This is a genomic window from Aetokthonos hydrillicola CCALA 1050 (assembly GCF_017591665.1).
In the GTDB taxonomy this organism is placed as follows: Bacteria; Cyanobacteriota; Cyanobacteriia; order Cyanobacteriales; family Nostocaceae; genus Aetokthonos; species Aetokthonos hydrillicola.
The window spans coordinates 125,630-148,591 of record NZ_JAAKGC010000010.1 but is presented as its reverse complement, the minus strand read 5'-3'; the positions used below and the strand labels follow the sequence as shown (position 1 = coordinate 148,591).

Sequence of the window (22,962 nt, the reverse complement as noted above, 5' to 3'; positions counted from 1 at the left end):
TCTTCTAGCCCCTGGGTTATAGCCGGGGGTTAGTGACTTACCGGCGAGCAGTTATTAATTTATTGTTCACTGCTAACCAATTATCCAAAGCTGTAGTAAAAACCTGCTCCCACAATATAGTAATACGAGCCCAGCTGAAACGAACTTGGATATCTGCCAAACCTTTTTGTGCCATTTGTTGTGCTTTAACCGGATTGCTCAGTAGTGTTAAGATACCTTCTGCTAAAGCTTTTGGGTCTTTCTGTGGTACTAGCAATCCCGTGCTATCAGATTGAATTACATCAACAATACCTCCTACAGCACTAGCAATTACAGGTTTTTGGTGAGCTAAAGCCTCAATCATCACAATTCCTAAACCTTCAGTGTCACCTTTGCTATCTACAATAGCTGGCAACACAAAAATGTCACACCCAGCGTATTGGTCAGCGAGTTCTTCTTTACTCACAAACCCTAGGAATTTTACATGGTTGTTGAGATTCATTGCTTGGCACTGTGACTTAATCTCCTGTTCAAGAATTCCCTTACCTACGACGTGTAGGTTTACGGGTTGTTTCGCTAAGACTAGTGGTAGAGCATCCAATAAGTATCGTAACCCTTTGCGTTCATCTAGTCTACCTACGAACAAAAGAGTGGGGATCTGGTCGTGTGGTCGTTCTTTCGGTGGTTTAGCTTCAACAGTTAGACCGTAAGGGATGACGGTAACAGATCCATCGTAAAGTTTACGAATCAGCCCGCAAGTAAAAGAAGAATTGGCTGTGACATTTTTGGCGATCGGTAATAACCAACGCAGTATATGTGCCACAAAACCAAATTTATTTGCTAGCATCAATTCAGCTCCGTGGAAACAAAATACCATCGGAATGCCTAGTAAAATACTACTGGGTAAAGCCATCAATCCATGGGGAAATGGCCAATGAATTTGGAGTAAGTCTGGTTTTTCTTTGCGACATACCCAAAATAGCTGGATTGTACCAAGCAGGATATATAAAGCAGCTGCTAGCAAATAAAGGGGCTGTCTTTGTAACTTAGTGGGAGCTCCGTCTCGTGCTAAATTTTCAAACCGTTTTGGTGAGTAGCGGAAGCGATAAACTTTCACTCCATCTAATACATAGCTTTTGCAAGCTTCATAAGCAGGTGCAAATACTGTAAATTTTCCAACTTTTGCTTGCAAACGCACAATTGCTTCCCGTACGAAGGCTCCATGATTTCCATCAGCCGTCATCGGATAAACAGATGAGACGACCAAGATATGTTTATCTTCAAGAGTCACTGTGATTGTTTAGTTGTTGGCGAATGGGCAATGGGCATGGGGCATGGGGCATGGGGCATGGGGCATGGGGGATTATACTAATTACTGCTCCCCTGCTGACGCCAGTCGCCTCAAGTCGGGAAACCCGCCCACGGCGCTGGCTCCCCTGCTCCCTTTTACTCTTTGACTCCGATAGTTTCTCGTTGATAAATACCTGCATAATTCGGTGCAAAGTTCACCGGCTTTTGATAAGGCTGTATCATTGATTGACGGCCTTCAGTTTGAAACCACCACCATAATTTAAGGAAATCAATAGCAGATGTTACAAGGCGTCCTTTGCCAAATTTACTCTTTCCAGAGTAGCGATCATGCCAGGGAGTAGGAACTTCCGTGACTTGATATCCCCGTGCTGCAAGTATTGCTAGTAAGTAGCGATGGGTAATTTTTTCTAGGGGTAAATTCATTAATACGTCACGGCGGACTAATTTGATCCAATTCATGTCATGGATTTTTAACCCAAAAACCAAACGACAAGTTAGGTTCGCCACTGAAGAAGCCAAAATTTTACCGTCACCGCGCTTTTGTCTCCAACCTGCAACTGCATCTACTCCAGGCTCACAGGCTTGTAAGAGTAATGGTAAATCCGTACGAGGATCGGATTCTAAATCTGCTTGTCCCCAAAATATCCAATCAGTTTTAACATGCGCTAAAGCGGTCTTCCATACTCCTGTTACACCGCGTCTTACAGTATGACGTATGACTTTCAAAAAGTCATATTTCTTAGTTAAATGAGCTAGTACTATTGGGCTATGATCTGTGCTGCCGTCATCAATTATGATTACTGGTAAAGTAAAGCCAAGGTTCTGGAATGTTTCCTCAAAATTTAGTAGGAGTTTCTCCAAATTACCTTCCTCGTTCAATGCTGGAATGACTACTGTAATAGAACGACTCTGATATGCAGGTTCCAACGAAAAATTTGAGTTTTTTTCCTGAGTAGCACGAGTTTTATAGGGCATCATGTCTTTCCTTGAGCTAATTTCGGTGCTATTGGCTCGATACTATTTCCAACTGAATTACTTTGATACACGTTGATAAAACCGTGCATCACAAAGTTAATAGCAGTAGATAGTAAATGCTCCTTCTTTAGCTAACCATCAAAGTAGCTGGTAGTTAGGTGTATCTCCAGGCTTATACTTTTGGATTAGATTTATCAGCTGCCTCCTTTAAGACAGCTAAATACACACAGGAATTTTCATGAAAAAGTATTGATTTTTCCACAGTATAATTAGGTGGTAGATGCTCGCATTCCTATGTTTTAAGAAATTCAAGCCGTACACACATATGCGATGTGTTTTTGTCACTTTCACAAGTATAGATGGTTTAGTGAAAAAATCAACAAGTTTTTTTATGGATTTTGAAGTTGTGATGAAATCTTTTATATCTACTCCCACAGAAAATTAAGAAATTTTACGTTTTTACATTTGAAACCCTTATGTAAAAACCTACATATAATATACAATTTTTATCAAAGCAATTATTATAACTTGATTTATAAAAATAATTTTATTTTTTATTTTATTAATTATTTTTACTTTATTAAAACCAAATTGTTATCTCTTTTCTATTACTCTAAAAAAATAAAAATCTACGATACTTGCCAATACTTCCCACGTCTTGAGAACATAAGAGCTCAGTGGGGTAGAAAAGGAGATAAGAATTTACGGATTTATTTGTTATAAATTCTACACCCCTATCAGTTAATACAACGATCATGAATAGATCTTGCGGTAGTAAGTCTGATAATCTTCTGAAAGCAAGGGTTGCCACCAATCGCGGTGAGCCAAGTACCATTCAACTGTTAAATGTAGGCCTTCTTTTATCGTTACTGACGGTGTCCAACTTAACTGAGCTTTTATCTTCGTCGAATTAATAGCATATCTTCGATCATGTCCAGGTCTATCCTTGACAAATGTAATTAAATCTGAAGCAGGACGTACTGGCAGTTTAGATGCTAATTGATCCATCATCTCACATAGTATCTGAACAAGGGTGATATTTTCTACTTCATTATTACCGCCAATATTGTAAGTTTCACCTGGTACCCCAGAATGAATGACCATATCCAATGCTCTACAATGGTCGTATACGTATAGCCAATCTCGAATGTTTTTGCCATCACCGTATACTGGTAGTGGTTTACCAATCAATGTATTAATACACATTAATGGAATCAGCTTTTCTGGAAACTGATAAGGGCCATAATTGTTAGAGCAATTAGTGATGATTGTTGGGAGTCCATATGTGTGAAAAGATGCACGAACTAAGTGATCGCTGCCAGCTTTGGATGCAGAATAAGGACTGTTGGGGGCGTAAGGAGTCGTTTCACTAAAAGGAGGATCATCAGAACCAAGACTACCGTAAACTTCATCTGTAGAAACATGAAGGAAGCGATAATGATCTGGTTTGGAGTTTGCTTCCCAGTGTTGGCGAAAAGCTTCTAGCAATCTGAAAGTTCCCACAACATTGGTTTGTACAAAAGCATCCGGTTCTAAAATTGACCGATCAACATGAGATTCAGCAGCAAAGTGGGCGACTGTGTCAATACTTTCAGTTTTTAGGAGATAATCCACAGCAGCGCGATCGCAAATGTCCCCCTGTACAAAGCGAAAATTTTTACAATCTTCAACTTCTGTTAAATTACGACGATTTCCCGCATACGTTAATGCATCTAATACTACTACTCTATCATCAGGATACGTTCGGCACCAATGATGCACAAAATTTGAACCAATAAATCCTGCACCACCAGTTACCAATAGCCGATGATTCATTGAACACACTCCTCTTCTATCTTTTTATCTAAATAGGATACAGCAGGAATACTACTTTCCTCCCTCTTTTCCCCGGCTCCTCTCCTTCAATAGGCTGTTGAATCAGCATGGTAAAAAATTGATATTAAATACCTATTAAGTAAATTTTTTCTGTCCGGAAATATTCTTGGGCTAATGAATAAATATCTAAGGAATACCTAGAAGACCAATAAAAAAGTGTCTCAGAGGTTTCGGAGTTATTGTCTACTTCAAAGTACGGAGTAGCAAAAATGACTATGGGCTTCGTAACTTCATACCTTTTCGGGGTTGGATGCGCTTAACAGTAATTTATCAGCAAAGAAGATGAATATAATTCGTTTGCTTAGCATATTAGCCATACAGGCATCTACGTTTACTACCATAAATTTTGTTGCACTAGCACAGGCGGTTCCGACTGTTCCTCAACAAACAATAATGCGGAAGATATGTTCTTTTGATGCAGTTGAGGAGTTGTTACCTTCCCCTTTCGCTTTAGACCAGCAGAATAATACTAGACTTTCGTACCTCAAAGACCAAGGTTTTAGAGAAGAATCTTCTGGTTCTTGGGTTTGCTATGTTAATGAACAGAATAGGGACTGGGGTTATTACACTCTCTTTAGGGTGCAACAACTCCAAGGAAAAGTCATTGCCAGTTCCTTCCTAAAGAACGGCAGTTTAATCAACGGACAAGACTACCGCAGTCTAGACTTATTCATGAGTCTGATTGAACACAATACAAATATAAAGCAGGGGACTCGCCAAAGTATACAAAGATATTTACAAGCTTTTATCACTCTTATCAAGCAAGGTAAAATCACACCTTCACGTCGTGGCTATATTTTCGACCAACCAAATAATGGCTATGTCGTTTACCATCCTATTTTTGCCGGACAACTAAAGGGTACAGCAATCACAATCAACATTAACACATCCCAAAAATAAGTAATTTTTTAAATCTATCTCCTCTGCTCCTCTGCTCCCCCCTGCTCCGTAAGTTTTGACTTTTGACTTCCCCGTAGGGGCTGCTCCCTTTCTTCCTAAAATCTAGGTGGAGATATTATTAACTCCACCTAAATGAGCAGTTCGGCACTCTGCTGCTGCTAAGCAATTAACAAGTTAACTCTTAAAAGTCACGATGCGTGAGAAGTGTAACAATTTGCTATCAGTCAAAATTAGCTAAGCAGGGTATATAACGAAGTGAGCTACATTTTGACTGGCAAATTGTTCAATCGTTTACGTTGGGCAAAGTACAGCAATTAACATCATTCAAGCAGACTTTACCCCACTGCAAAGCCCAACGGACAAGAGCTACTCGATTGTCTGTCCCGGTCTTAGTAAGAATATTGCTGATATGATTATCAACTGTACGCTTGCTAATTTCCAGTTTAGCTGCAATTTCTTGGTTAGTTAAGCCAGCGGCCACTAAATCGATAATTTGCAGTTCTCTGTCTGACAGACTAACAGGGGTCTGAGACTCGCCACCAGCCATGAGTTATTTAATCCTCCATTGGTATATGTACTTAATGACTCCTTTTCATTTTAGAAGATTCTTTTAGCTGTAGGCATTTCAAGTGTTAGCGACGATACTTTTATTGATATTTATTTTGCGGCTACGGTGAATATGAGGGTAAAACAAACTGTTCTCGTCTCCGAAGCCAAGGACACAAGCAACTTTGAATCTTCATTACTCAAACTAGGCGATGCACTGGAAGAATTTCGGTATTTAACCCAAATTTCCTATTCCTGCTTTAATTGGGAGCTTCGTCAGCATAACACAGAGCATTTGATTAATTGTATGAATAATTGCCGACATATAGCTCAAAATATTGTAGATTTTATACGGGAATTTGTAATCAAAAATCGACAATTGAAAATCAGATGAGCAATCCCCGTGTTTTATGCTTGGGTGAAGTTTTGTTAGATTGTTTAGCTGACCAGTTGGGTCTAAAGTACGAGGAAGTTCAATCTTGGACTCCATACCCAGGAGGCGCACCAGCTAACGTTGCTTGTGCTTTGGCAAAGCTAGGAACACCAGCAGGATTTATTGGCGCAATAGGTCAAGATCAATCAGGAGACGCGCTGACAAAACTTCTGCAAGAAGTAGGTGTGGATATAACAGGTGTACAACGCCATCCTACAGCACCGACACGGCAAGTTTATGTTGTGCGTGATCAAAAAGGCGATCGCAACTTCGCTGGGTTTGGTGAGTATGACACTACTGAATTTGCGGATGCTTTCCTCAAAGCTGATCTCCTACCAGAGTCACTATTTCAAGAAGCAGATTTTTTAGTTCTGGGAACTTTAGAGTTGGCTTACCCTGAAACTGAAAATGCTATTCGCCGCGCCTTAGAACTAGCAGAACGATACGATCTTAAAATTGTGCTAGATGTCAACTGGCGTCCTGTATTTTGGACTGATCCTAACGCTGCGTTGCCAAAAATTCGCGAATTATTTAACCAAATCGATTTTATTAAACTCTCTAAGGAAGAAGCTGAGTGGCTATTTGAAACAAGCGATGCAGGAGCTATTACTTATCGCCTTAGTTCGGTTGAGGGAGTGCTGGTAACAGATGGAGAAAACGGTTGCAGCTATTGTCTTGGGGAAAATGAAGGTAAACTAGCTAGTTTTTCTGTTCCAGTTGTGGATACAACTGGAGCAGGAGATAGCTTTTTGGCTGGGTTCATCCACCAAATCTGTCAACATGGTATTATGAGTTTGAGTAACCACGAAACGGTAAAACAAATTATCACGTATGCCAGTGCCGCCGGGGCTTTGACGACGATGAAACCGGGTGCGATCGCATCCCAGGCAAAGGCAGGCGACGTAGAAGCTTTTCTAGCATCTCAACGACTTCCATAGATGTGAAAATTCATCCCAACACCTCTAAAGAAGGTGATTGGGATGAATTTCGGCGAGCCTAGAAAACGAAAAACTGTTTACATTGCTAAGTTAACGATGAGCCAGTACCCAACAAGTAGTGAAAAAACACCAATCCACAAAGTTAATGGGCTTAGTTCGGGTAGCTTATTTGGAAGTTGGGGTAGTTTAATTTTGTTTATCATACACCTGCTCCTTATTAAAGTTGATTTTTACTACCAAGCGCAAGTTGTACTTTTTAGGTACTAGGAATTGATGTGTTTAAGACAACCTAACGGTAAAGCCTTACACTCTAAACCTCGTGGTTTTTTTATTCCTGTTTCTTTGCGCTTTGAGCTAGAAATCCGAAAGATAGATCTGCTCTAGACCATGTCAACAAGTATTTTGTTTAATACCAAGTGTCCTTAGTACAGCTTTCTTAGAACTTCTCAAATGAGAAGTACCATTCAAAATTGTTGATGAGCTTAGGGTGTAAGCTTTTGAACGGTTGAATGAGTAATTTGTTCGAATTAGTACTAGTCCAGCACGGAGTAAATAAACTTCCCATTCCCTTAGAGGAAGCCCAAAGGACTACGAAATTGCGCAAAAGACCAGTAGAATTAATTCTTGTGACTTTTGACTTCCGCGCAGCGACGCTAGGCAGTTGGCTATTAATATTTGCTGTTTGATTTTGTAAAGCAGTGCGTTACTCTTTAGTTGCTATTGCCAAACAAAAATCTAAGTCCCCTCAATTTCAGCCAACACGTCCAGGAATTTTATCCTTTTGTACTGGCTCTTTCACCACAAGGCACACACATTTCATTTTTACTATTCTAGCAATATTAAAATTTTTTGAAGAATTTAAGTTACAAGCCTACATATCTAGTCAAGAGGGGCTTAGTTAATTAGTCGATTAACTACGTAATTGCAAGTAAATTTTATACATTCATCCTTTGCTTTCCTAAATTCAAAAAATTGTCATCGTTCCCGAGAAATAATAGATTAATTTGAAAATCAAATCAATCTGATAAATTTTTTAAATCAGATATATAGTAATTTATTAACCTACGGATAGAAGAAAATTAGATTGAAATGATATAAATTTAATGTTACATTCTTACTGCTGTTGCATCTTATTTAATTTAAAAATCTTTTTAGTAAGAAAGTTACCCTTTTTTTTAATCTTACTTTTTCGGAGGTTTTTTATGCGAATCGCTCAAGTCGCTCCACTATGGGAGAGAGTGCCACCTCCAGGTTATGGTGGTATAGAGCTAGTAGTTGGATTGCTGACTGATGAACTGGTTCGACGTGGTCACGAAGTGACGCTATTTGCATCAGGCGATTCGATAACATTAGCAAAGCTAGTGTCAGTCCATCCCCGTGCTATAAGACTTGACCCGACCGTAAAAGACTATAGTATTTATGAAATGCTGCAACTGAGTCAAGTATATGAACAAGCGGACGAATTTGACATCATTCATTCTCATATGAATTGGTCTGCGTTGTCTTACGCAAATTTAGTAAAAACCCCTACAGTTCATACGTTGCACAGTGTTTTTACTTCCGATAATGAAAAATTGTACAAACATGCAAAAAATCAACCATATGTGAGTATTTCTGATTCACAACGGGAACCAAAGTTAGAACTTAACTGTGTAGCAACGGTATATAACGGTATTGATGTCAACACTTATAAGTTTTATCCCCAACCGGAAGAACCACAATATTTAGCGTTTTTAGGACGGATGTCTCCAGAGAAGGGACCACATTTGGCGATCGCTATTGCAAAACAAGCAGGTTGGCACTTAAAAATGGCAGGTAAAGTAGATCCTGTTGATAAGGAATACTTTGAAACCCAAGTCAAACCTCATATTGATGGTAAGCAGATTGAATACTTGGGTGAAGCAAACCACGAGCAAAAGAACATACTGATGGGTGGTGCAGTAGCCACTTTATTCCCAATCACCTGGCGAGAACCCTTTGGGCTAGTGATGGTGGAATCAATGGCGTCTGGGACACCAGTCATTGCAATGAGATTAGGATCCACAGCAGAAGTTATAACTCACGGAAAAACTGGTTTCCTGTGCGACAACGTAGAAGAATGCGTCAACGCCATTAGCAAAGTTCCTGAACTAAGCCGCGTTGACTGCCGAGAATCTGTATGTAACCGTTTTAGCGTCGAGCAAATGACGAACGGTTATGAAGCAGTTTACCAAAAAGTTTTGGCAAAACAATTTGCTCAAAAAAACGGACACTTTCGCAATACAGTGATTGCACGCGATTAAAGAAGGAGTTAGGAGTCAGAATACAGGAGTCAGAATTAATCTCGTTGGGTGTCTAAAATTGCCAACAAGATTGAAAAGACTGTACAGATGGTAGATAGAGATTTAAACCTCTTTATTGATCTGCGCGCACTGCAGTAGTCATTCTGACTCCTGACTCCTGACTTCTGTATTATTGTTACTGGCATGATGAGGAAGTCAAACCAGGAGTGTAGGGCGTATTTGTGGAGGCTTGAGCTGTTAGTATAACAGTCCCTTTTTGGTTAACGTACCAGCCTCGCGCTGGGGGTGGTAGCTTTGAAGTACTTGTACTTTCTATTGTCGTTGTAGAATTAGGAATATATTCTGCTTGAGTAGTAGAAGGTTCAAAAGTTATCAAAGCTTCGCTTGCTAAAGGTTCAGTGGGGCGCGGAGGTAATCCTCCCCGTCCTCTGAGAGTAAGCTCACTCTTATTTCGTTCCCTGTTTGCTGGACAAACTTGTGCCACGATTTGTTCCGGTTTAACTACCTCTTGTGGCAAATTGATCACTTCTTGCTTTATTTGAGTGTCTGGTGTCTTGACATTAACAACACCATTAAACCCTAACGTCGAGCTAGCACTGATTTGGCATTCACGGCAGGTAAATAATCCAGAAGTATTGATTTGGATCTTTCCACCTCTCCCTTGAAAAGCGTTAGCGTTAATTGTGCTACCCTCTAGCAACACAACAGAGTTGGTAAACTTAAATCCACTAACATTAATATTACCACCGTTGCCAGTTCCACCTGCTTGTGCTGAAATCTGGCTACCACGGCGCATTTGTAAGCTATTGGTTTGGAGGGTGATGTTACCACCTTCACCAGACGTAGTACTTGCAGATAGAGTCCCTTTGTTATCAAGCTTGATAGAGTTAGCTACAATTTCGAGGTTCCCTGCTTTTCCCTTACCTAGAGCTGTAACATCTATAGTGCCCCTATCTTGGACAAACAAAGAACGAGCATTGATCTGCAAAGTTCCGCCATCTCCTGCTCCATCATTCCTAACAGTAACTTGACCACCATCTGAAACAATCAGTTGTGCTGTATTAATCGTCGTGTTACCTGATTTTCCGGTTGGGGTAGAAGGCAATCTAAAAATCTGTTGCAGGCTAGGATCTACAAAGCTTGCAGAAGCACCGATAACACTAGGATTAACTGATCCTGGTACTGTACCTTTAACTTCTACAAAATCTCCAGCGTTGATAACCACACTCCCAGAGGAACCACTCGCGAAGGCAAAAGCTCCAACTCTTCCCCCATTTTCTACTGTTAATCTTGGTGTATTGATTGTGAGAACGCTTGCATCTCCAGAACTAAACGAAGAAGCTAACAAACCGCTAGGGATAAAAGATGGGGTGTTTACACCATTGATATCTATAGAATCAGAAGCATTGATATTAAGATTTCCACCTTTACCTGTTCCAAAAGTAGTAGAATCAACTGTTCCACCTGCACTTGTGGTCAAGCGACCAGTTGATATTGTGTTATCGCCCGAATCTCCAGGACCAAAAGTAGAGGTAGCAACAGCACTGCTAAGGAGAGGGTTAAGAGAACTCACACCTACGACTTGTAGAGATTTGGGTGCTTTGATATTTAAGTTACCGCCTTTTCCCTGACCATAGGTGCTTGCAGCAACACTTGCTCCTCCTTCTACGGTTAATTGCAGAGTAGAAATTTCAACATCCCCTCCCTTACCAAGCCCCACTGTTTCATTAGTAATGCCGCTCCGGATTGTACCATTTGCATTAGTTCCCTGTAATGTCACAGATTCAGAGGTGCTGATGTTAATTGTTCCTGCTGCTTGAGAACCTTGGTTTTGAATTAAAATTACTGAACCATCTCGCATTGTGAGATTTCGCCCTTGAAGTTGAATAGATCCAGCATTAACACCGCTAGCATCTGCTAATGAGAGCGATCGCATATCAATATCTTGGAAAGAAGACACTCCTTGATAGCCTAAAGTCCAGCCACCTAAAGTTGGTTGAATACTAACCAATCCTTCTCCAACACTGCCTAACTCTATTCTCCCTCCCTCTGCTGTGAGTGTTGCGCCATTAAGATTAATATCACCCCCAACCAATGCCAACGTTTGTCCCGGCTGTACCCGTAAACCTGTTGAATTAGTACCTCTCGTTACTGGATTGAAAATGCTATTAGTTATAGTTAAATTATGACCCGTACCTTGCACATTAATCGCGGCTGGATTTCGCCCAAATTGTAAGCCTATCGGCACACTAACCGTCAGCAAGGGCGCATTCTGAGGGTTTGTGGCGCTAAATTCCGCACCATTGGCAAATTTTAGGCTACTTGCTGTACTTGCTAGGAACGAACCTCCAATACTTAACTGTGCATTAGAACCAAAATTAATCCCATTGGGATTAATTAGGATCAAGTTAGCACTGCCGTTGGCTCGAAGTAAACCATCAATAATAGATATAGAATTGCCCGTCACTCGGCTAATGATATTGCTAATATCTAAGGCGTTATTGAAAAAGGCTGTATTGCCAGTTGGAACTGAAAACTCTACAAAGCTGTGGAACAGATTTGCACCAGCTTTTGACCCTCCAGTAATTTCATATACATTACCAGCTTTACTAACACTGGTTGAGACAGTGCTATCAGGTGTAATTTGCCCTTGAGCAAAGCTAATAGTGATAAAAAGGCAACAAAAATTTATAATGCTTGTTGCCAAAGTTCGGCACACAACCAGTTTCATAGCAACCTCATGTATAGATGTATAAAACCGTCAGTACTCAGAGCGATTAGCTCTAGGTGGGGACTTTCAAGAAAATACGGTTAATCTAATTTAAACTGATTGAATGAATATATACAAGTCTAAATCTAAATTTAACATCAAATACTACAAGCTGCTTTTTTAATAGCAAAGACGCATTGGTTCAGCAGTTTCTTTAAGAAAGGATTCTTTTGTCAATAACTTTATCTTGTTCTCCATTTAGCAGTTTCTTTAAAAATTGTTCTCCCATTTTTAATAACTGTTAATTGATGAGGGGTAAGAACGTAACGGTAAATATCAGGATAATCTTCATTCAGGGCAATAAAAGTATTACGCTTTTTTGTCCGAAGCAGAGGGATAGTGATTTCAGTACTACCATTTTTTGCTCTACCGACATAGATCTGGGGAAATTTGCTGCCGCAAATAAAAATATCAAAGTTATGCGTTTCAGCGTATATAAACTCATTTGGGTTATCTTCAGGACACTGGCTATTAACTGGCTTTGCTTCCGCTGGAGTTGCTAAGAAAAATGATAAGATCAGGGGTACAGTTGTTAAACACAAGATTGCGCGTTTCATAGTACTTTCAATAGAAGTGTAAGAGTATAAGAATGTCAATTTGTTTGAAGATTCGAAGTTCAAAATTAATTTTGAACTTTGAATCTCAAGTCAGCCAGCCAGCGATTTAAATCGCTGGCTGATAGCTAAAGTCCTCTCAAGAGGACTGCTCAAAGATTTGAGTCCATTTCAATGGAATGCGCGCTATTAGCCCGGAACTTAAGTTCTGGGCGGGATATCGGGCTAAATAATTAATCTTAAGCTTCAGTAGCTAAAGTTTCCCAAGTCACATTATCAACAACTCCTGTTGGGGACAGTTCACGGGATGCTTGTAAGTCTTTGATCGCATTCTCTGTTTCTGGTCCAAAGTGGGCATCAGTTGCAATACTATAGCCATGAAAGTTAACTAAAAGTAGTTGAACAACGTATACAGCCTCACCTTTTGAACCTTTACGTAATTTGGGCAGACTAGGTGCTGTTAAGATTTGTTCTGACATAACTTTTCACTCCTCTAAAAAGTTAAATACTATGTGATTGGTGAAAGGGTAATGTGGTAGCTCTCCGGGACGCTTCATACTCGAAGTAGCTATTACTACACTATCATTGTTATCTACCTTTTGATATAGATGTAACTAAAATCAACTTATGCACTATCAATGAGCAGACGGAGCTTTTCCACCAGAACCACCTTTACCCAGAAATAGCAATAAAGGTAGTGAGCAAAAGAACACTACTCCGACTACCCGAAAGATATCAGCGAAGGATAAAACGGCGGACTGTTGATTGATCGTTAGATCAATTACGGTTAGTGCTTGTAGATGAGCTGTGTTAGCATCCATTCCGCGACTCTCGAATAGATGAGTCAGTATGTCGAGGCGCTGATTGGTTAGTAAATTGTAAGGAGTAACATGGCTCACTAATATTGAGCGGTGGTAAGCTTCTCGTTGCTCAAGGAGTGTAGTCAGTAAAGCAATTCCTACACTACCTCCTAATTGACGGGTGAGATTGTAAAAGCCAGACCCGGCTGAGATATCTTCTTTAGGTAGTGGACTTAAACTTGCTAAACTTAGGGGAAGAAACATCAAAACTGTGACTGCTCCTCGCCATATCAAAGGCCAAAATAAATCGTCCGTACCTGTTTGCGGTGTGATACTTGATAGCTGAAACATCACTAAGGTCATGCCGATCGCACCGCTACCAATCAATAATCTGGCATCCACTTTACCGGCTAGTTTGCCTAACATAATCATCGCGATCGCAGAAGCTAAGGCTCCAGGTGCTAGTAATAGTCCTGTCTGCGTTGCGGAAAACCGGAGTATATTCTGCGCAAAAATCGGTACAGCAAAGAGCGCTCCATAAAGCCCCATACCAAGAATACCTGAGTAAAGACTCCCCGCAGCCAAGGAGCGGTGACGTAGCACTCTCAAGTCAACCGCTGGATGTTTTGTTGTGAGTTCTTGCCAGATAAACAGTCCCAATCCAACGAAAGCAACTACTGTTAGGGTGCTAATAAAACCAGATTCAAACCAATAATTCTTTTGTCCTTCTTCCAAAACGGTTTGGAAGCTACCTATAGTGAGCGTCAAAAGCGCAATTCCTAACCAATCAACGGTTTGATTTTGGCTTTTACCTTTATTTGTGTCTTTTAATAAGAATATTGAAGCCAATATTATAGCTACAATACCAAAAGGAATATTAACAAAGAATATCCAACGCCAACCTAAACTATCTGTTAAGAATCCTCCCAGAGTAGGACCAATCGCTGGTCCAGCAATCACCCCAACACCAAAGACCGCTTGAGCAACAGCTTGTTCTTGAGGTGGAAAAGTTTCAAAGAGGATTGCTTGAGCTTTCGCAAGCAACCCTCCACCACATAAACCTTGAAGAATACGGGAAATAATAAGTACTAGCAGATTGGGAGACAGTCCACACATCACTGAGGCAATGGTAAAACCAATCAGCGAGAAAATGAAATAGTTCTTCTTGCCAAAGTAATCTCCGAGCCAAGCAGTTAAAGGAATTAAGATAACGTTGGCGATCGCATATCCTGTCACAACCCAAGCAACTTCGGTGATTGTTGCTCCCAGACTTGCTTGAATATCTGTCAAAGCAACGTTGACAATGCTGGTGTCAATCACTTCTAGAATGGCTCCTAGGGAAGCCGTCAGTGCGATCGCCCATTTGCGAGGACCATAGACATAACCAGATTCCGTAATAGTCAAAGGTCGAGCTTGATGAGAAAGTGGACGCTTGGAGATTGTGGTCATTTTTAGTAAGGAGTCAGAAGTCAGGAGTCACAAGTCAGAATAGAATTTTGTCTTACCGGTGAATCAATGCTGGTAAGACGGAGTAGAAATTTCACATGAATGAAGTCAGGGTTTCAGCACAGAATCTCCTGACTCCTGAATTCTGCCTTCTGACTCCTTTTCACTGATCCCACGGACAAAAATATCTACGCAATTATGGATATAATCTTCACGGCTGTAGCTCAAAGGAGTTAACGCTGCGCTACGTCGTAGCATTCCCGCTAGCAAGATACCTATAAACATATCAATAGATGCAATTAAGTTGATGTCTGACCTGACAGTTCCTCTTCCTTGACCATTACGCAGGTATGCGATCAGTTTTTCTTTCAAGGATCTTGCAGCTTCTTGCATTATTTGCCTCGCTGCTTCAGGATGACGTTTGGCTTCTCCAATAAAGGTACGAATTAAATCTTCTTGTGCCTCTAACATGGAGTTATATAGATGGGCATAATTTTTTAAATCGACGTGTAGATCCTGTGTCCACTCTTCTGGATGCGCTAAGGCTTCTGTCTGTAGAGCCAATACATTTTCAATCACAGCCTCTAGGAGTTGTTCTTTGCTGGCAAAATGGCGAAATAAAGTTACCTCATTTACACCCGCAACATGAGCAATTTCACGAGTAGTTGCTCCCTGAAGACCAGCTTGAGCAAAGACTTGCGTCGCAGCTTCTATTAGTCTTGCCCGAGTAAGGGCAGGAGAACGTATAGTTTTATTCATATAATGAAAGTAAGTAAACACTTGCTTTCATTATAGTAACCAAAGTACACCCCGTCCAGCCATAAGCTTTTCCACATTTAAGTTGCTTTTTGCTCTATTAGTCGCAAAAGCTTCAAACCCTATGCCCTATGCCCTATGCCCTATGCCCCTTGCCCCTTATTGTCTAAATACGCAAACTAGATGTGGAACATCTTATTTCGATACATTGAAAATATGAGCCCGTAAGTTATCTTGCCTTCACGTTGATGTGATGCATAGTTTTTCTAGATACTTGTGTCAAGTCTGCTCAAACTGAAAAAACTTATCAGCCTGGTTACGAAAAGTTATAGATAAAATGATAATATTTCTGAGTAATAAGTAAAGATTTGTTTTATTTTGCAAAAAATTGTGATAACCTAAGTATGGAAGGTTAAATTTCGTTCACAAAAATTCTCGCCTCTGACTTGCAGCAACGTCAAGTTCAGAGTTATTGAAGGAAAATGTGGCAAAAGCCTAGTGGTGGCCACCGAAATCCGAGATTTTGGTGGTCAACAGCAAACATGGAGTCACAATCCTCGACTATGTCTCGCTTGTGCCTTTGTTCAATTTTTTCTCCTAGCAAATTTAGTAAGGTAGGCTCACACTATGCCATTCACCATTGATTCAGCCCGTGGTATTTTTCCTAACACTTTATCTGCTGACGCTGTACCTGCCACCATTGCCAGGTTTGCTCAGCTCAGTGCAGAAGATCAGTTAGCCTTAATCTGGTTTGCTTACCTTGAAATGGGTAAAACAATTACAATTGCTGCTCCTGGTGCAGCTAAGATGCAGTTTGCAGAACCCACTTTAAAGGAAATTAAGGAATTGTCATTCCAAGAGCAAGCACAGGTGATGTGTGACCTTGCAAATCATGCTGATACACCGATTTGCAGAACCTATGCTACCTGGTCTGCGAACATCAAACTGGGTTTCTGGTATCAGCTTGGAGAATGGATGGAAAAGGGAATTGTTGCTCCGATTCCAGAGGGTTATAAACTTTCTGCTAATGCCGCAGCAGTGTTACAAGCGATTAGAGAATTAGACGCAGGTCAACAAATCACTGTTTTACGTAATAGTGTAGTTGACATGGGTTTTGAACAAAGTAAATTGGGAAATTATACAAGAGTTTCTGAGCCTGTTGTGGTTGCTAAAGAGATATCACAGCGCACTCGAGTCTTAATTGAAGGCATCGATAATCCGACTATTCTCAGCTACATGGATAACTTGAATGCTAACGACTTTGATGCACTGATTGACCTATTTTCATCTGATGGTGCTTTGCAACCTCCTTTCCAAAGACCAATAGTTGGAAAAGATGCTGTCCTTCGCTTCTTTAGAGAAGACTGCCAAAACCTCAAGTTGATTCCAGAACGAGGAGTTCAGGAGCCCGCAGATGACGGCTATACTCAAATCAAAGTTACTGGAAAAGTTCAAACCCCCTGGTTTGGTGCAAGTGTAGGGATGAATATGGCTTGGAGATTCTTGCTCAATCCCGAAGGCAAGATTTTCTTTGTGGCGATTGATTTGTTGGCATCTCCTAAAGAGTTGTTAAACCTCGCTCGCTAGATGGATTCGAGAATATAAGCTAACCTTCAATGATTGTGAGTGAGCGCTCTCTTGTCAAGGGCGCTCCGCTCCGCATCGAATATCAAGCCTGCATTTAGATAACTGTATAAATTTTCAGATTTGATGACGGACGTGACTAATACTGAGTGGTCTGAGATAGAAAAAAAAGTTGCTCAAGATGCTTTTGAGAAAGCCTATGAACGAGAAACTCATGCTTTGATCGGGGAAGTTCGCTCGCAAGCAAATGCCATTAAAGAAATTCATGACATGTGGCGTTTACACGATTTCTTGAGTGCAAGGAGACACGAGATGGATGGTAAGTACGACTACAGTTACTCAGTTCTCATCTTTGTGTTTGCTAAGTTAATCCAACAGGGTTGGCTGCATATTGAGGAATTGGATGGAGTTTCCAAAGATAAGCTTACCAAAATTTCTGCTCTGGCACGTACTATATAATTTGTAACAGTATTTTGCCTAAGTTGATAAATTTGTTAACTTATCAAACAAAGACGCAGGGATTGATGACTTTGTAGAGATTTAAAGATATAGAGAGGCTTCAGTAAGCCTGTTATTTCCTACTCTTTGAGTTTCTGCCTCGTTTTCAAGCTCTGCGTCAATATCAATCAATCTTGATTTTACGCAAATTTGTACATAATTCTCTCTAAAGGAGTAATTTCTTAAGAATACCCCCCCAAGGGATTGTGTTTTTTCATGCAGACAGGTTTTATAGAAGAGTTACACACCTAATTCAAAAGTCAGGGCGTTTAAAGCACTTATTTTTATATGGGTACAATCGCTTTTTCAAACTGGCAAATCTGGTTAATCCAACCACATTTAGCCATGCACGTCCCAGATGGCTTTTTGAACTTACCAGTTCTTCTTGTCACTTGGGTAATCGCCATCGGTTTAATTGCGATCGCCCTAAAGCAGGCACAACTAGAATACAAAGAACGAACTGTACCTTTAATGGGAGTTTGTGCTGCTTTTATTTTTGCCGCTCAAATGGTGAATTTCCCAATTCCTGGTGGCACATCCGGTCATCTTCTAGGTGGAACTCTAGCAGCATCACTATTAGGACCATGGGCTGGAGCATTAGTTATGGCTTCAGTTTTCATCGTGCAAGGTGCTGTGTTCCAAGATGGAGGATTGACAGCATTAGGCGCAAACATTTTCAATATGGGATTGATCGGCACCTTTGGCGGTTACTATATCTACCGTACAATTCGCTTTGCTATTGGCCGTGATAAGTTGAATGGGATGGTAGTTGGTACAGCTATTGCTGCTTGGGCAAGTGTTGTAGTGGCATCAATTATCTGTGCATTCGAGCTAGCTTTATCGGGTACAGTGCCTTTACCAGTGGCTTTAACAACTATGGCTTCTTGGCATGTAGTCATTGGTATTGGTGAAGCATTGATTTCAGTGATAGTTGTGAGTTTCGTTTGGCGGACTAGACCTGACCTATTATATGATCCTCCCCGTAAGGTTCGCTCATCTGCCTCTCGTCCCCTTTCGCCGCGCTAATAGAGACTTGATTTATGAGTGATAATCTCTCACAAACCCGAAATAACGCTTTAATTATTGCTGGCTTAGGCATAGCCTTACTGATGGCAGTTTTTCTCTCTCCCTTTGCTAGCCAGAACCCAGATGGATTAGATAGAGTTGCTAAAGATCAAGGCTTTGACAAAAAAGAGCTAGAGCATCCACCAGCTAAACAGTTACCCTTTAATACAATCTTTGATTCCTATACTTTTCGATTTATACCAGGATATGATAAGGGGGGTTTGCCTAATAAAGTTGCGACTTCAATAGCGGGTTTAGTTGGAACTCTAGCGACTTTTGGTTTAGCTTGGGGAATTGGTAAACTTGCTATTCGAGGCGCTGGCTCATCTACCAATGATGAATCCTTACACTCTGAGAATTCCGATCAACAGCTCAAATAAATAGGAAGTTTTATAGATGTTGTTGCATATAGGAGCATTTCATCTTGATATTGACAGTCAACGGGTGACTCCTTGGCACAAACTCACACCTCGTATTCGGATACTGTGTACAGTCCTATTTGTATTTGCTATCGTTCTGACACCAAACGGACATTGGTGGACTTGGGGTATTTATGGTTTAACGATATTGAACTTAGTCTGGCTTAGCCAAGTAACTCTTATCGTCCTAGTGAAGCGCTTAGCAGTTGAATTTAGTTTTATTGGAGTTGTTCTACTTGGGACTTTATTTCGTGATGGTGGTAAAGTTCTGTGGTCTTGGGGATCACTAAAGATAACAACATTAGGTTTGACGATCTTGGGAAGTGTAACCCTCAAAGCAATGTTGTCATTGTTAATTTTAAATGTGTTGACGCTCACAACTTCAGTGCCGGTGCTATTGCAATCCATGATTGAATTGCGAATTCCACCCTTGTTGGTAGCGATTTTGAGTTCCATGTATCGTTACATTGGTGTTTTAGTTGGTGAGTTTAATGCTATGCGTCGTGCTGCTGCATCACGCAACTTGATGAGTAATAAACGTTGGCAACGCTTAGTAATGGGTAATATGATCGGCTCACTATTTATCCGCACCTATGGACGAGGTGAGAGAGTTTATTATGCGATGATATCACGAGGTTATCAAGGGGTTCCTTCAGGGGAAAAAGTCTCACCAACTCGACGGTATGATATTTTGGCTCTGAGTTTGACAGCGATTTTGGTCTTATTAGGACAGGTTATTTATATACTTTAATTTGTATATAGGACGCGGGCAAGATGCCCGCACTACAACAATAATTTTAGGTTTTTATCTTACGTAATTTATCTGCACATTATATTTATTTTATCTAGATGCATCACAATCCCATCTCAATTCAAAACCTTAGCTATACTTACCCTGATGGGACTCAGGCTCTGAGGGAAGTCAATCTATCTATAAAAGCAACTGAGCGTGTAGCGTTAATCGGCGCTAATGGTTCAGGAAAGTCTACGCTACAATTACATCTAAATGGTATTATCTTGCCTCAAGAAGGACAGGTAACGATTGGTGAGTGGTCTGTCTGCCAAGAGTATTTACAATTAATTCGGAATTTTGTTGGGTTAGTGTTTCAAAATCCAGACGATCAGTTATTTATGCCCACAGTTTGGGAAGATATCTCATTTGGTCCTCTTAATCTTGGGTTAAAAGGTGAACAATTGCGAAACCGTGTCCTGCAAGCAATGAAATCAGTTAATCTTGATCCCGAATTGTATGGACAACGAAGTACTGAGAATTTGTCTGGAGGTGAAAAGAAACGGGTTGCGATCGCTGGAGTTTTGGCAATGCAACCTCAGATATTAGTATTTGATGAACCCTCCGCTCAATTAGATCCCCGTTCCCGCCGTCAGTTGATAGAGTTATTACAAACCTTACCTCTCACCCAGTTGATCGCAACGCACGATTTAGATCTAGCCTTAGATCTGTGTACTCGCACAGTTGTTTTAAGTCAAGGTCAAATCGTTTATGATGGTGCAACTGAGTGGGTTATGAGTCATCCAGAATTTTTACAGCAACACTCTCTAGAATCCCCCCTCTGTTACAGTCGCCCTTACTGTCAACTAGAACACGCACCTATTTCTAGTGTGACTGCATTTAAATCAGCCAGGGATTATAAATCCCTGTCTAAAAGCTAAATTCCTCTATAAGAGGAATGGAAACGAATGTTTTATAGTTCAATCTTCGATACTTTTGTGGCGTTGATGCAGTATTTACACCACTTTCGAGGTGCGTTTATCTGTTGTCTGGCCACTACCTATATTTCAATCAAGGAAGACTTCTATATCAACTTTTGCTATAATGTAAGTACATCACGTGCATACACTATGAGTAACTCCTACAAAATCCGTAGCACTAAGATTGGTAACAGCACAGGATTTCGGCTACCTGCGGAGTTCTATCGCGAACATCCCCAGTTTGCGAATGCTTCTGGTTGGATAGAAGTCTTATCTCCAGATACCGCCATCGTCAAAATTATTCCTGAATCAAACGAGGATGAGGAAGATTCCCTGATGATGCTGCTGTTCCTCGATTTTGCAATGACAGAAGCATTGAGGAATAATACCTTACAACCTTACACAACCGAAATGTCTGAATCTGCGCATCGATTAATTGAAGGCGTAGAATTAGAAGACAATTCCCTGGAAGGTGGCTAAACTCCTCATTAATGCTTGGGAGATTTATTTTCACCCGCAACTTTTTGGTACTCAGTATCAAGAATTATTTGATCGGGTTTCTCATTTGCGTGAAAAGTTACCAGAAAGTGAGTTTAAAACTCATGCAACAGCGAAGTTATTTGCAGCGATTACTGTTGCAATTGAATCCAAAATTCCCTCAGATCCTTTTGCAAGTCATTTTGCATTGACAGGAGTGTTAAAACGTTACGGACGAGTAAAGAAGATGGGTTTACCGCAAAGGTACCGTCTGTTTTTTCAGGCTTTTGATACCCCACAGTTAAAGGCTATCGTAATTTTATGGTTGGGATTTCCCCGCAAAGAGGGTGCGAAGAATGATTGTTATGAAGTATTTACCAAGATGGTGGCAAGGGGAACATTCCCAGATACTTTAGATGAATTGATTGCAGAAGAGGAAAAAATCGATAAAGCAGATGAAGATTAACGATGATTTAATAAGCTAGCGATCGCCGTAACTTAGATCTTGCACCTTTAAGTATAAATACTGGATCAACGCCATAAAAGTATCGAAGATTGAACTACAAAACATTCCTTTCCATTCCTCTTATAGAGGAATTTAGCTCTTAGACAGGGATTTATAATCCCTGGCTGATTTAAATGCAGTCACACAATCAGTATCGTCGCGGTAGCATTTATATTTATCACTTTATTGGTGCAAGATATGAGGTAACCAACTTCGTTGGCTCAACAGGTTTAGAAATATGCTCTTGGAACCCGGCTCATACCATTTCACGAAAATCATGATACAAATACGGAGTGTAGGGGCGAACGCCGTTCGCCCTTACAAATGTTTAATGCGTTTATACCAATTCGTATTTAATTTGTAAAAAAATCTCAGGAAGCGATAGCTTGCAATGGTGCGTTACGGACTTCGTCCTAACACACCCTACTGGCGTGGCAAGGCTAAAATGTTGCATTAGATTTTGAGAGCATCCAATTTTCAAAATGTAATGCGTCCCTTGCGCGTGTCCGCAGGACTCACATCTTGCTCTCTGGTCATAATAAGCGAGCTTTCCGGCTCGCACTACCAAATCATAAATTCAAACATCTCGGAGTTTTATCAACAGAAATGTCGGAGTCTGCACATCAACTAATTGAAGGGGTGGAATTAGAGATCTAATTACTCTGTTCACTTACATCAAAGTTACAAGCGACTATTGATTTTACTGGCTCAGTTTGACTCAAGTTAATGGGTTGATGAGGTACGTTACCAGGAATATAAATAAAATCTCCGGGTTCAATAATCACCGATTTTTGTAAGCCTTCGCCATACTTAAGCCTATAGGGAACATAACAAGCTCCACTGATTATCGTCATTAACACACCAAAGATATAATTTAGTTTGGGCTTTTGAAATATCGTGTCATGCATGAACTCATGAGTTAGCAATGCAGCCCAAATACTGGTATGAGTAATGAGTATTATTCCTAATAAGTTGACCCATATCTGACCCACTAATATTAGATAAAAACTTATAAAGAAACCACTAATTGTGTAAATTAGGACAAGAACATCTAAAATGGACTTATTTTTGAGCCAATCTTTTTGGGTAGCTTGATATTCCATGCTTCAATTTGATATACAAATAACTTTATTAATTAG

Annotated in this window: 21 protein-coding genes; 11 read left to right on the top strand and 10 right to left on the bottom strand. The window is 40.4% G+C overall.

Features of this window, described 5'->3' with window-relative positions; genetic code table 11:
- Window positions 1–37: 37 nt before the first annotated feature.
- The 3 genes from G4P69_RS07785 to rfbB form a co-directional block, all read right to left on the bottom strand.
- Window positions 38–1,270, bottom strand: a complete 1,233-nt coding sequence (locus tag G4P69_RS07785) for a glycosyltransferase family 4 protein (protein ID WP_208349104.1) — start codon at window positions 1,268–1,270, stop codon at window positions 38–40.
- Window positions 1,271–1,425: 155 nt separating this feature from the next.
- The gene (locus tag G4P69_RS07780) at window positions 1,426–2,268 is read right to left on the bottom strand and encodes a glycosyltransferase family 2 protein (RefSeq protein WP_243902901.1); all 843 of its coding nucleotides are present in this window, start codon (window positions 2,266–2,268) and stop codon (window positions 1,426–1,428) included.
- Window positions 2,269–3,018: 750 nt separating this feature from the next.
- Window positions 3,019–4,080: a dTDP-glucose 4,6-dehydratase gene (gene rfbB / locus G4P69_RS07775; RefSeq protein WP_208349102.1), complete on the bottom strand. Its 1,062-nt coding sequence runs from the start codon at window positions 4,078–4,080 to the stop codon at window positions 3,019–3,021.
- A 342-nt stretch (window positions 4,081–4,422) separates the two neighbouring features.
- Here rfbB and G4P69_RS07770 point away from each other — a divergent pair, with 342 nt between their 5' ends.
- Window positions 4,423–5,040 (top strand): hypothetical protein, encoded by a 618-nt coding sequence (locus G4P69_RS07770; RefSeq protein ID WP_208349100.1) that lies wholly within the window; start codon window positions 4,423–4,425, stop codon window positions 5,038–5,040.
- Between the two features lie 283 nt (window positions 5,041–5,323).
- Here the strand turns inward: G4P69_RS07770 and pedR are convergent, their stop codons facing one another.
- Window positions 5,324–5,587, bottom strand: coding sequence for a photosynthetic electron transport-dependent transcriptional regulator PedR (gene pedR / locus G4P69_RS07765; protein WP_208349097.1), 264 nt, complete (start codon window positions 5,585–5,587; stop codon window positions 5,324–5,326).
- A 389-nt stretch (window positions 5,588–5,976) separates the two neighbouring features.
- On the opposite strand from pedR, the gene G4P69_RS07760 reads away from it, so the two are divergent.
- Together G4P69_RS07760 and G4P69_RS07755 are read left to right on the top strand one after the other, a co-directional pair.
- On the top strand, window positions 5,977–6,957 hold the full coding sequence (locus G4P69_RS07760; RefSeq protein ID WP_208349093.1) for a carbohydrate kinase family protein: 981 nt from the start codon (window positions 5,977–5,979) through the stop codon (window positions 6,955–6,957).
- 1,202 nt (window positions 6,958–8,159) lie between these two features.
- A complete protein-coding gene (locus G4P69_RS07755) occupies window positions 8,160–9,239 on the top strand; it encodes a glycosyltransferase family 4 protein (protein ID WP_208349091.1) in 1,080 nt (359 codons plus the stop codon).
- 175 nt (window positions 9,240–9,414) lie between these two features.
- On the opposite strand, the gene G4P69_RS07750 is transcribed toward G4P69_RS07755, so the two are convergent.
- The 5 genes from G4P69_RS07750 to G4P69_RS07730 form a co-directional block, all read right to left on the bottom strand.
- The gene (locus G4P69_RS07750; RefSeq protein ID WP_208349089.1) at window positions 9,415–11,970 is read right to left on the bottom strand and encodes a two-partner secretion domain-containing protein; all 2,556 of its coding nucleotides are present in this window, start codon (window positions 11,968–11,970) and stop codon (window positions 9,415–9,417) included.
- A 221-nt stretch (window positions 11,971–12,191) separates the two neighbouring features.
- Entirely contained in the window at window positions 12,192–12,629 is a 438-nt protein-coding gene (locus G4P69_RS07745; RefSeq protein WP_208349087.1) for a hypothetical protein, read from the bottom strand.
- Window positions 12,630–12,802: 173 nt separating this feature from the next.
- Window positions 12,803–13,042, bottom strand: a complete 240-nt coding sequence (locus G4P69_RS07740; RefSeq protein ID WP_208349085.1) for a peptidoglycan-binding domain-containing protein — start codon at window positions 13,040–13,042, stop codon at window positions 12,803–12,805.
- A 156-nt stretch (window positions 13,043–13,198) separates the two neighbouring features.
- Entirely contained in the window at window positions 13,199–14,812 is a 1,614-nt protein-coding gene (locus G4P69_RS07735) for a DHA2 family efflux MFS transporter permease subunit (protein ID WP_208349083.1), read from the bottom strand.
- 105 nt (window positions 14,813–14,917) lie between these two features.
- On the bottom strand, window positions 14,918–15,568 hold the full coding sequence (locus G4P69_RS07730) for a TetR/AcrR family transcriptional regulator (protein WP_208349074.1): 651 nt from the start codon (window positions 15,566–15,568) through the stop codon (window positions 14,918–14,920).
- Between the two features lie 624 nt (window positions 15,569–16,192).
- On the opposite strand from G4P69_RS07730, the gene G4P69_RS07725 reads away from it, so the two are divergent.
- The 8 genes from G4P69_RS07725 to G4P69_RS07690 all read left to right on the top strand — a co-directional run bounded on the left by G4P69_RS07725 (window position 16,193) and on the right by G4P69_RS07690 (window position 21,784).
- Complete coding sequence (locus G4P69_RS07725) at window positions 16,193–17,152, top strand: orange carotenoid-binding protein (RefSeq protein WP_208349072.1); 960 nt, start codon at window positions 16,193–16,195, stop codon at window positions 17,150–17,152.
- A 123-nt stretch (window positions 17,153–17,275) separates the two neighbouring features.
- On the top strand, window positions 17,276–17,608 hold the full coding sequence (locus G4P69_RS07720) for a hypothetical protein (protein WP_208349070.1): 333 nt from the start codon (window positions 17,276–17,278) through the stop codon (window positions 17,606–17,608).
- 327 nt (window positions 17,609–17,935) lie between these two features.
- Window positions 17,936–18,673 carry a cobalt transporter CbiM gene (cbiM, locus tag G4P69_RS07715; protein WP_208349068.1) on the top strand — a complete coding sequence of 246 codons (738 nt, stop codon included), beginning with the start codon at window positions 17,936–17,938 and terminating at the stop codon, window positions 18,671–18,673.
- Between the two features lie 14 nt (window positions 18,674–18,687).
- A complete protein-coding gene (locus G4P69_RS07710) occupies window positions 18,688–19,092 on the top strand; it encodes a PDGLE domain-containing protein (RefSeq protein ID WP_208349066.1) in 405 nt (134 codons plus the stop codon).
- Between the two features lie 16 nt (window positions 19,093–19,108).
- Window positions 19,109–19,882 carry a cobalt ECF transporter T component CbiQ gene (cbiQ, locus tag G4P69_RS07705; RefSeq protein WP_208349065.1) on the top strand — a complete coding sequence of 258 codons (774 nt, stop codon included), beginning with the start codon at window positions 19,109–19,111 and terminating at the stop codon, window positions 19,880–19,882.
- 98 nt (window positions 19,883–19,980) lie between these two features.
- Window positions 19,981–20,802: an energy-coupling factor ABC transporter ATP-binding protein gene (locus tag G4P69_RS07700; RefSeq protein WP_208349056.1), complete on the top strand. Its 822-nt coding sequence runs from the start codon at window positions 19,981–19,983 to the stop codon at window positions 20,800–20,802.
- 189 nt (window positions 20,803–20,991) lie between these two features.
- Complete coding sequence (locus G4P69_RS07695; RefSeq protein WP_208349044.1) at window positions 20,992–21,321, top strand: hypothetical protein; 330 nt, start codon at window positions 20,992–20,994, stop codon at window positions 21,319–21,321.
- Window positions 21,314–21,784 carry a type II toxin-antitoxin system YhaV family toxin gene (locus G4P69_RS07690; protein ID WP_208349042.1) on the top strand — a complete coding sequence of 157 codons (471 nt, stop codon included), beginning with the start codon at window positions 21,314–21,316 and terminating at the stop codon, window positions 21,782–21,784. The genes G4P69_RS07695 and G4P69_RS07690 overlap by 8 nt, the downstream gene beginning before the upstream one ends.
- Before the next feature lie 692 nt (window positions 21,785–22,476).
- On the opposite strand, the gene G4P69_RS07685 is transcribed toward G4P69_RS07690, so the two are convergent.
- A complete protein-coding gene (locus G4P69_RS07685) occupies window positions 22,477–22,926 on the bottom strand; it encodes a hypothetical protein (protein WP_208349036.1) in 450 nt (149 codons plus the stop codon).
- Window positions 22,927–22,962 lie beyond the last annotated feature (36 nt).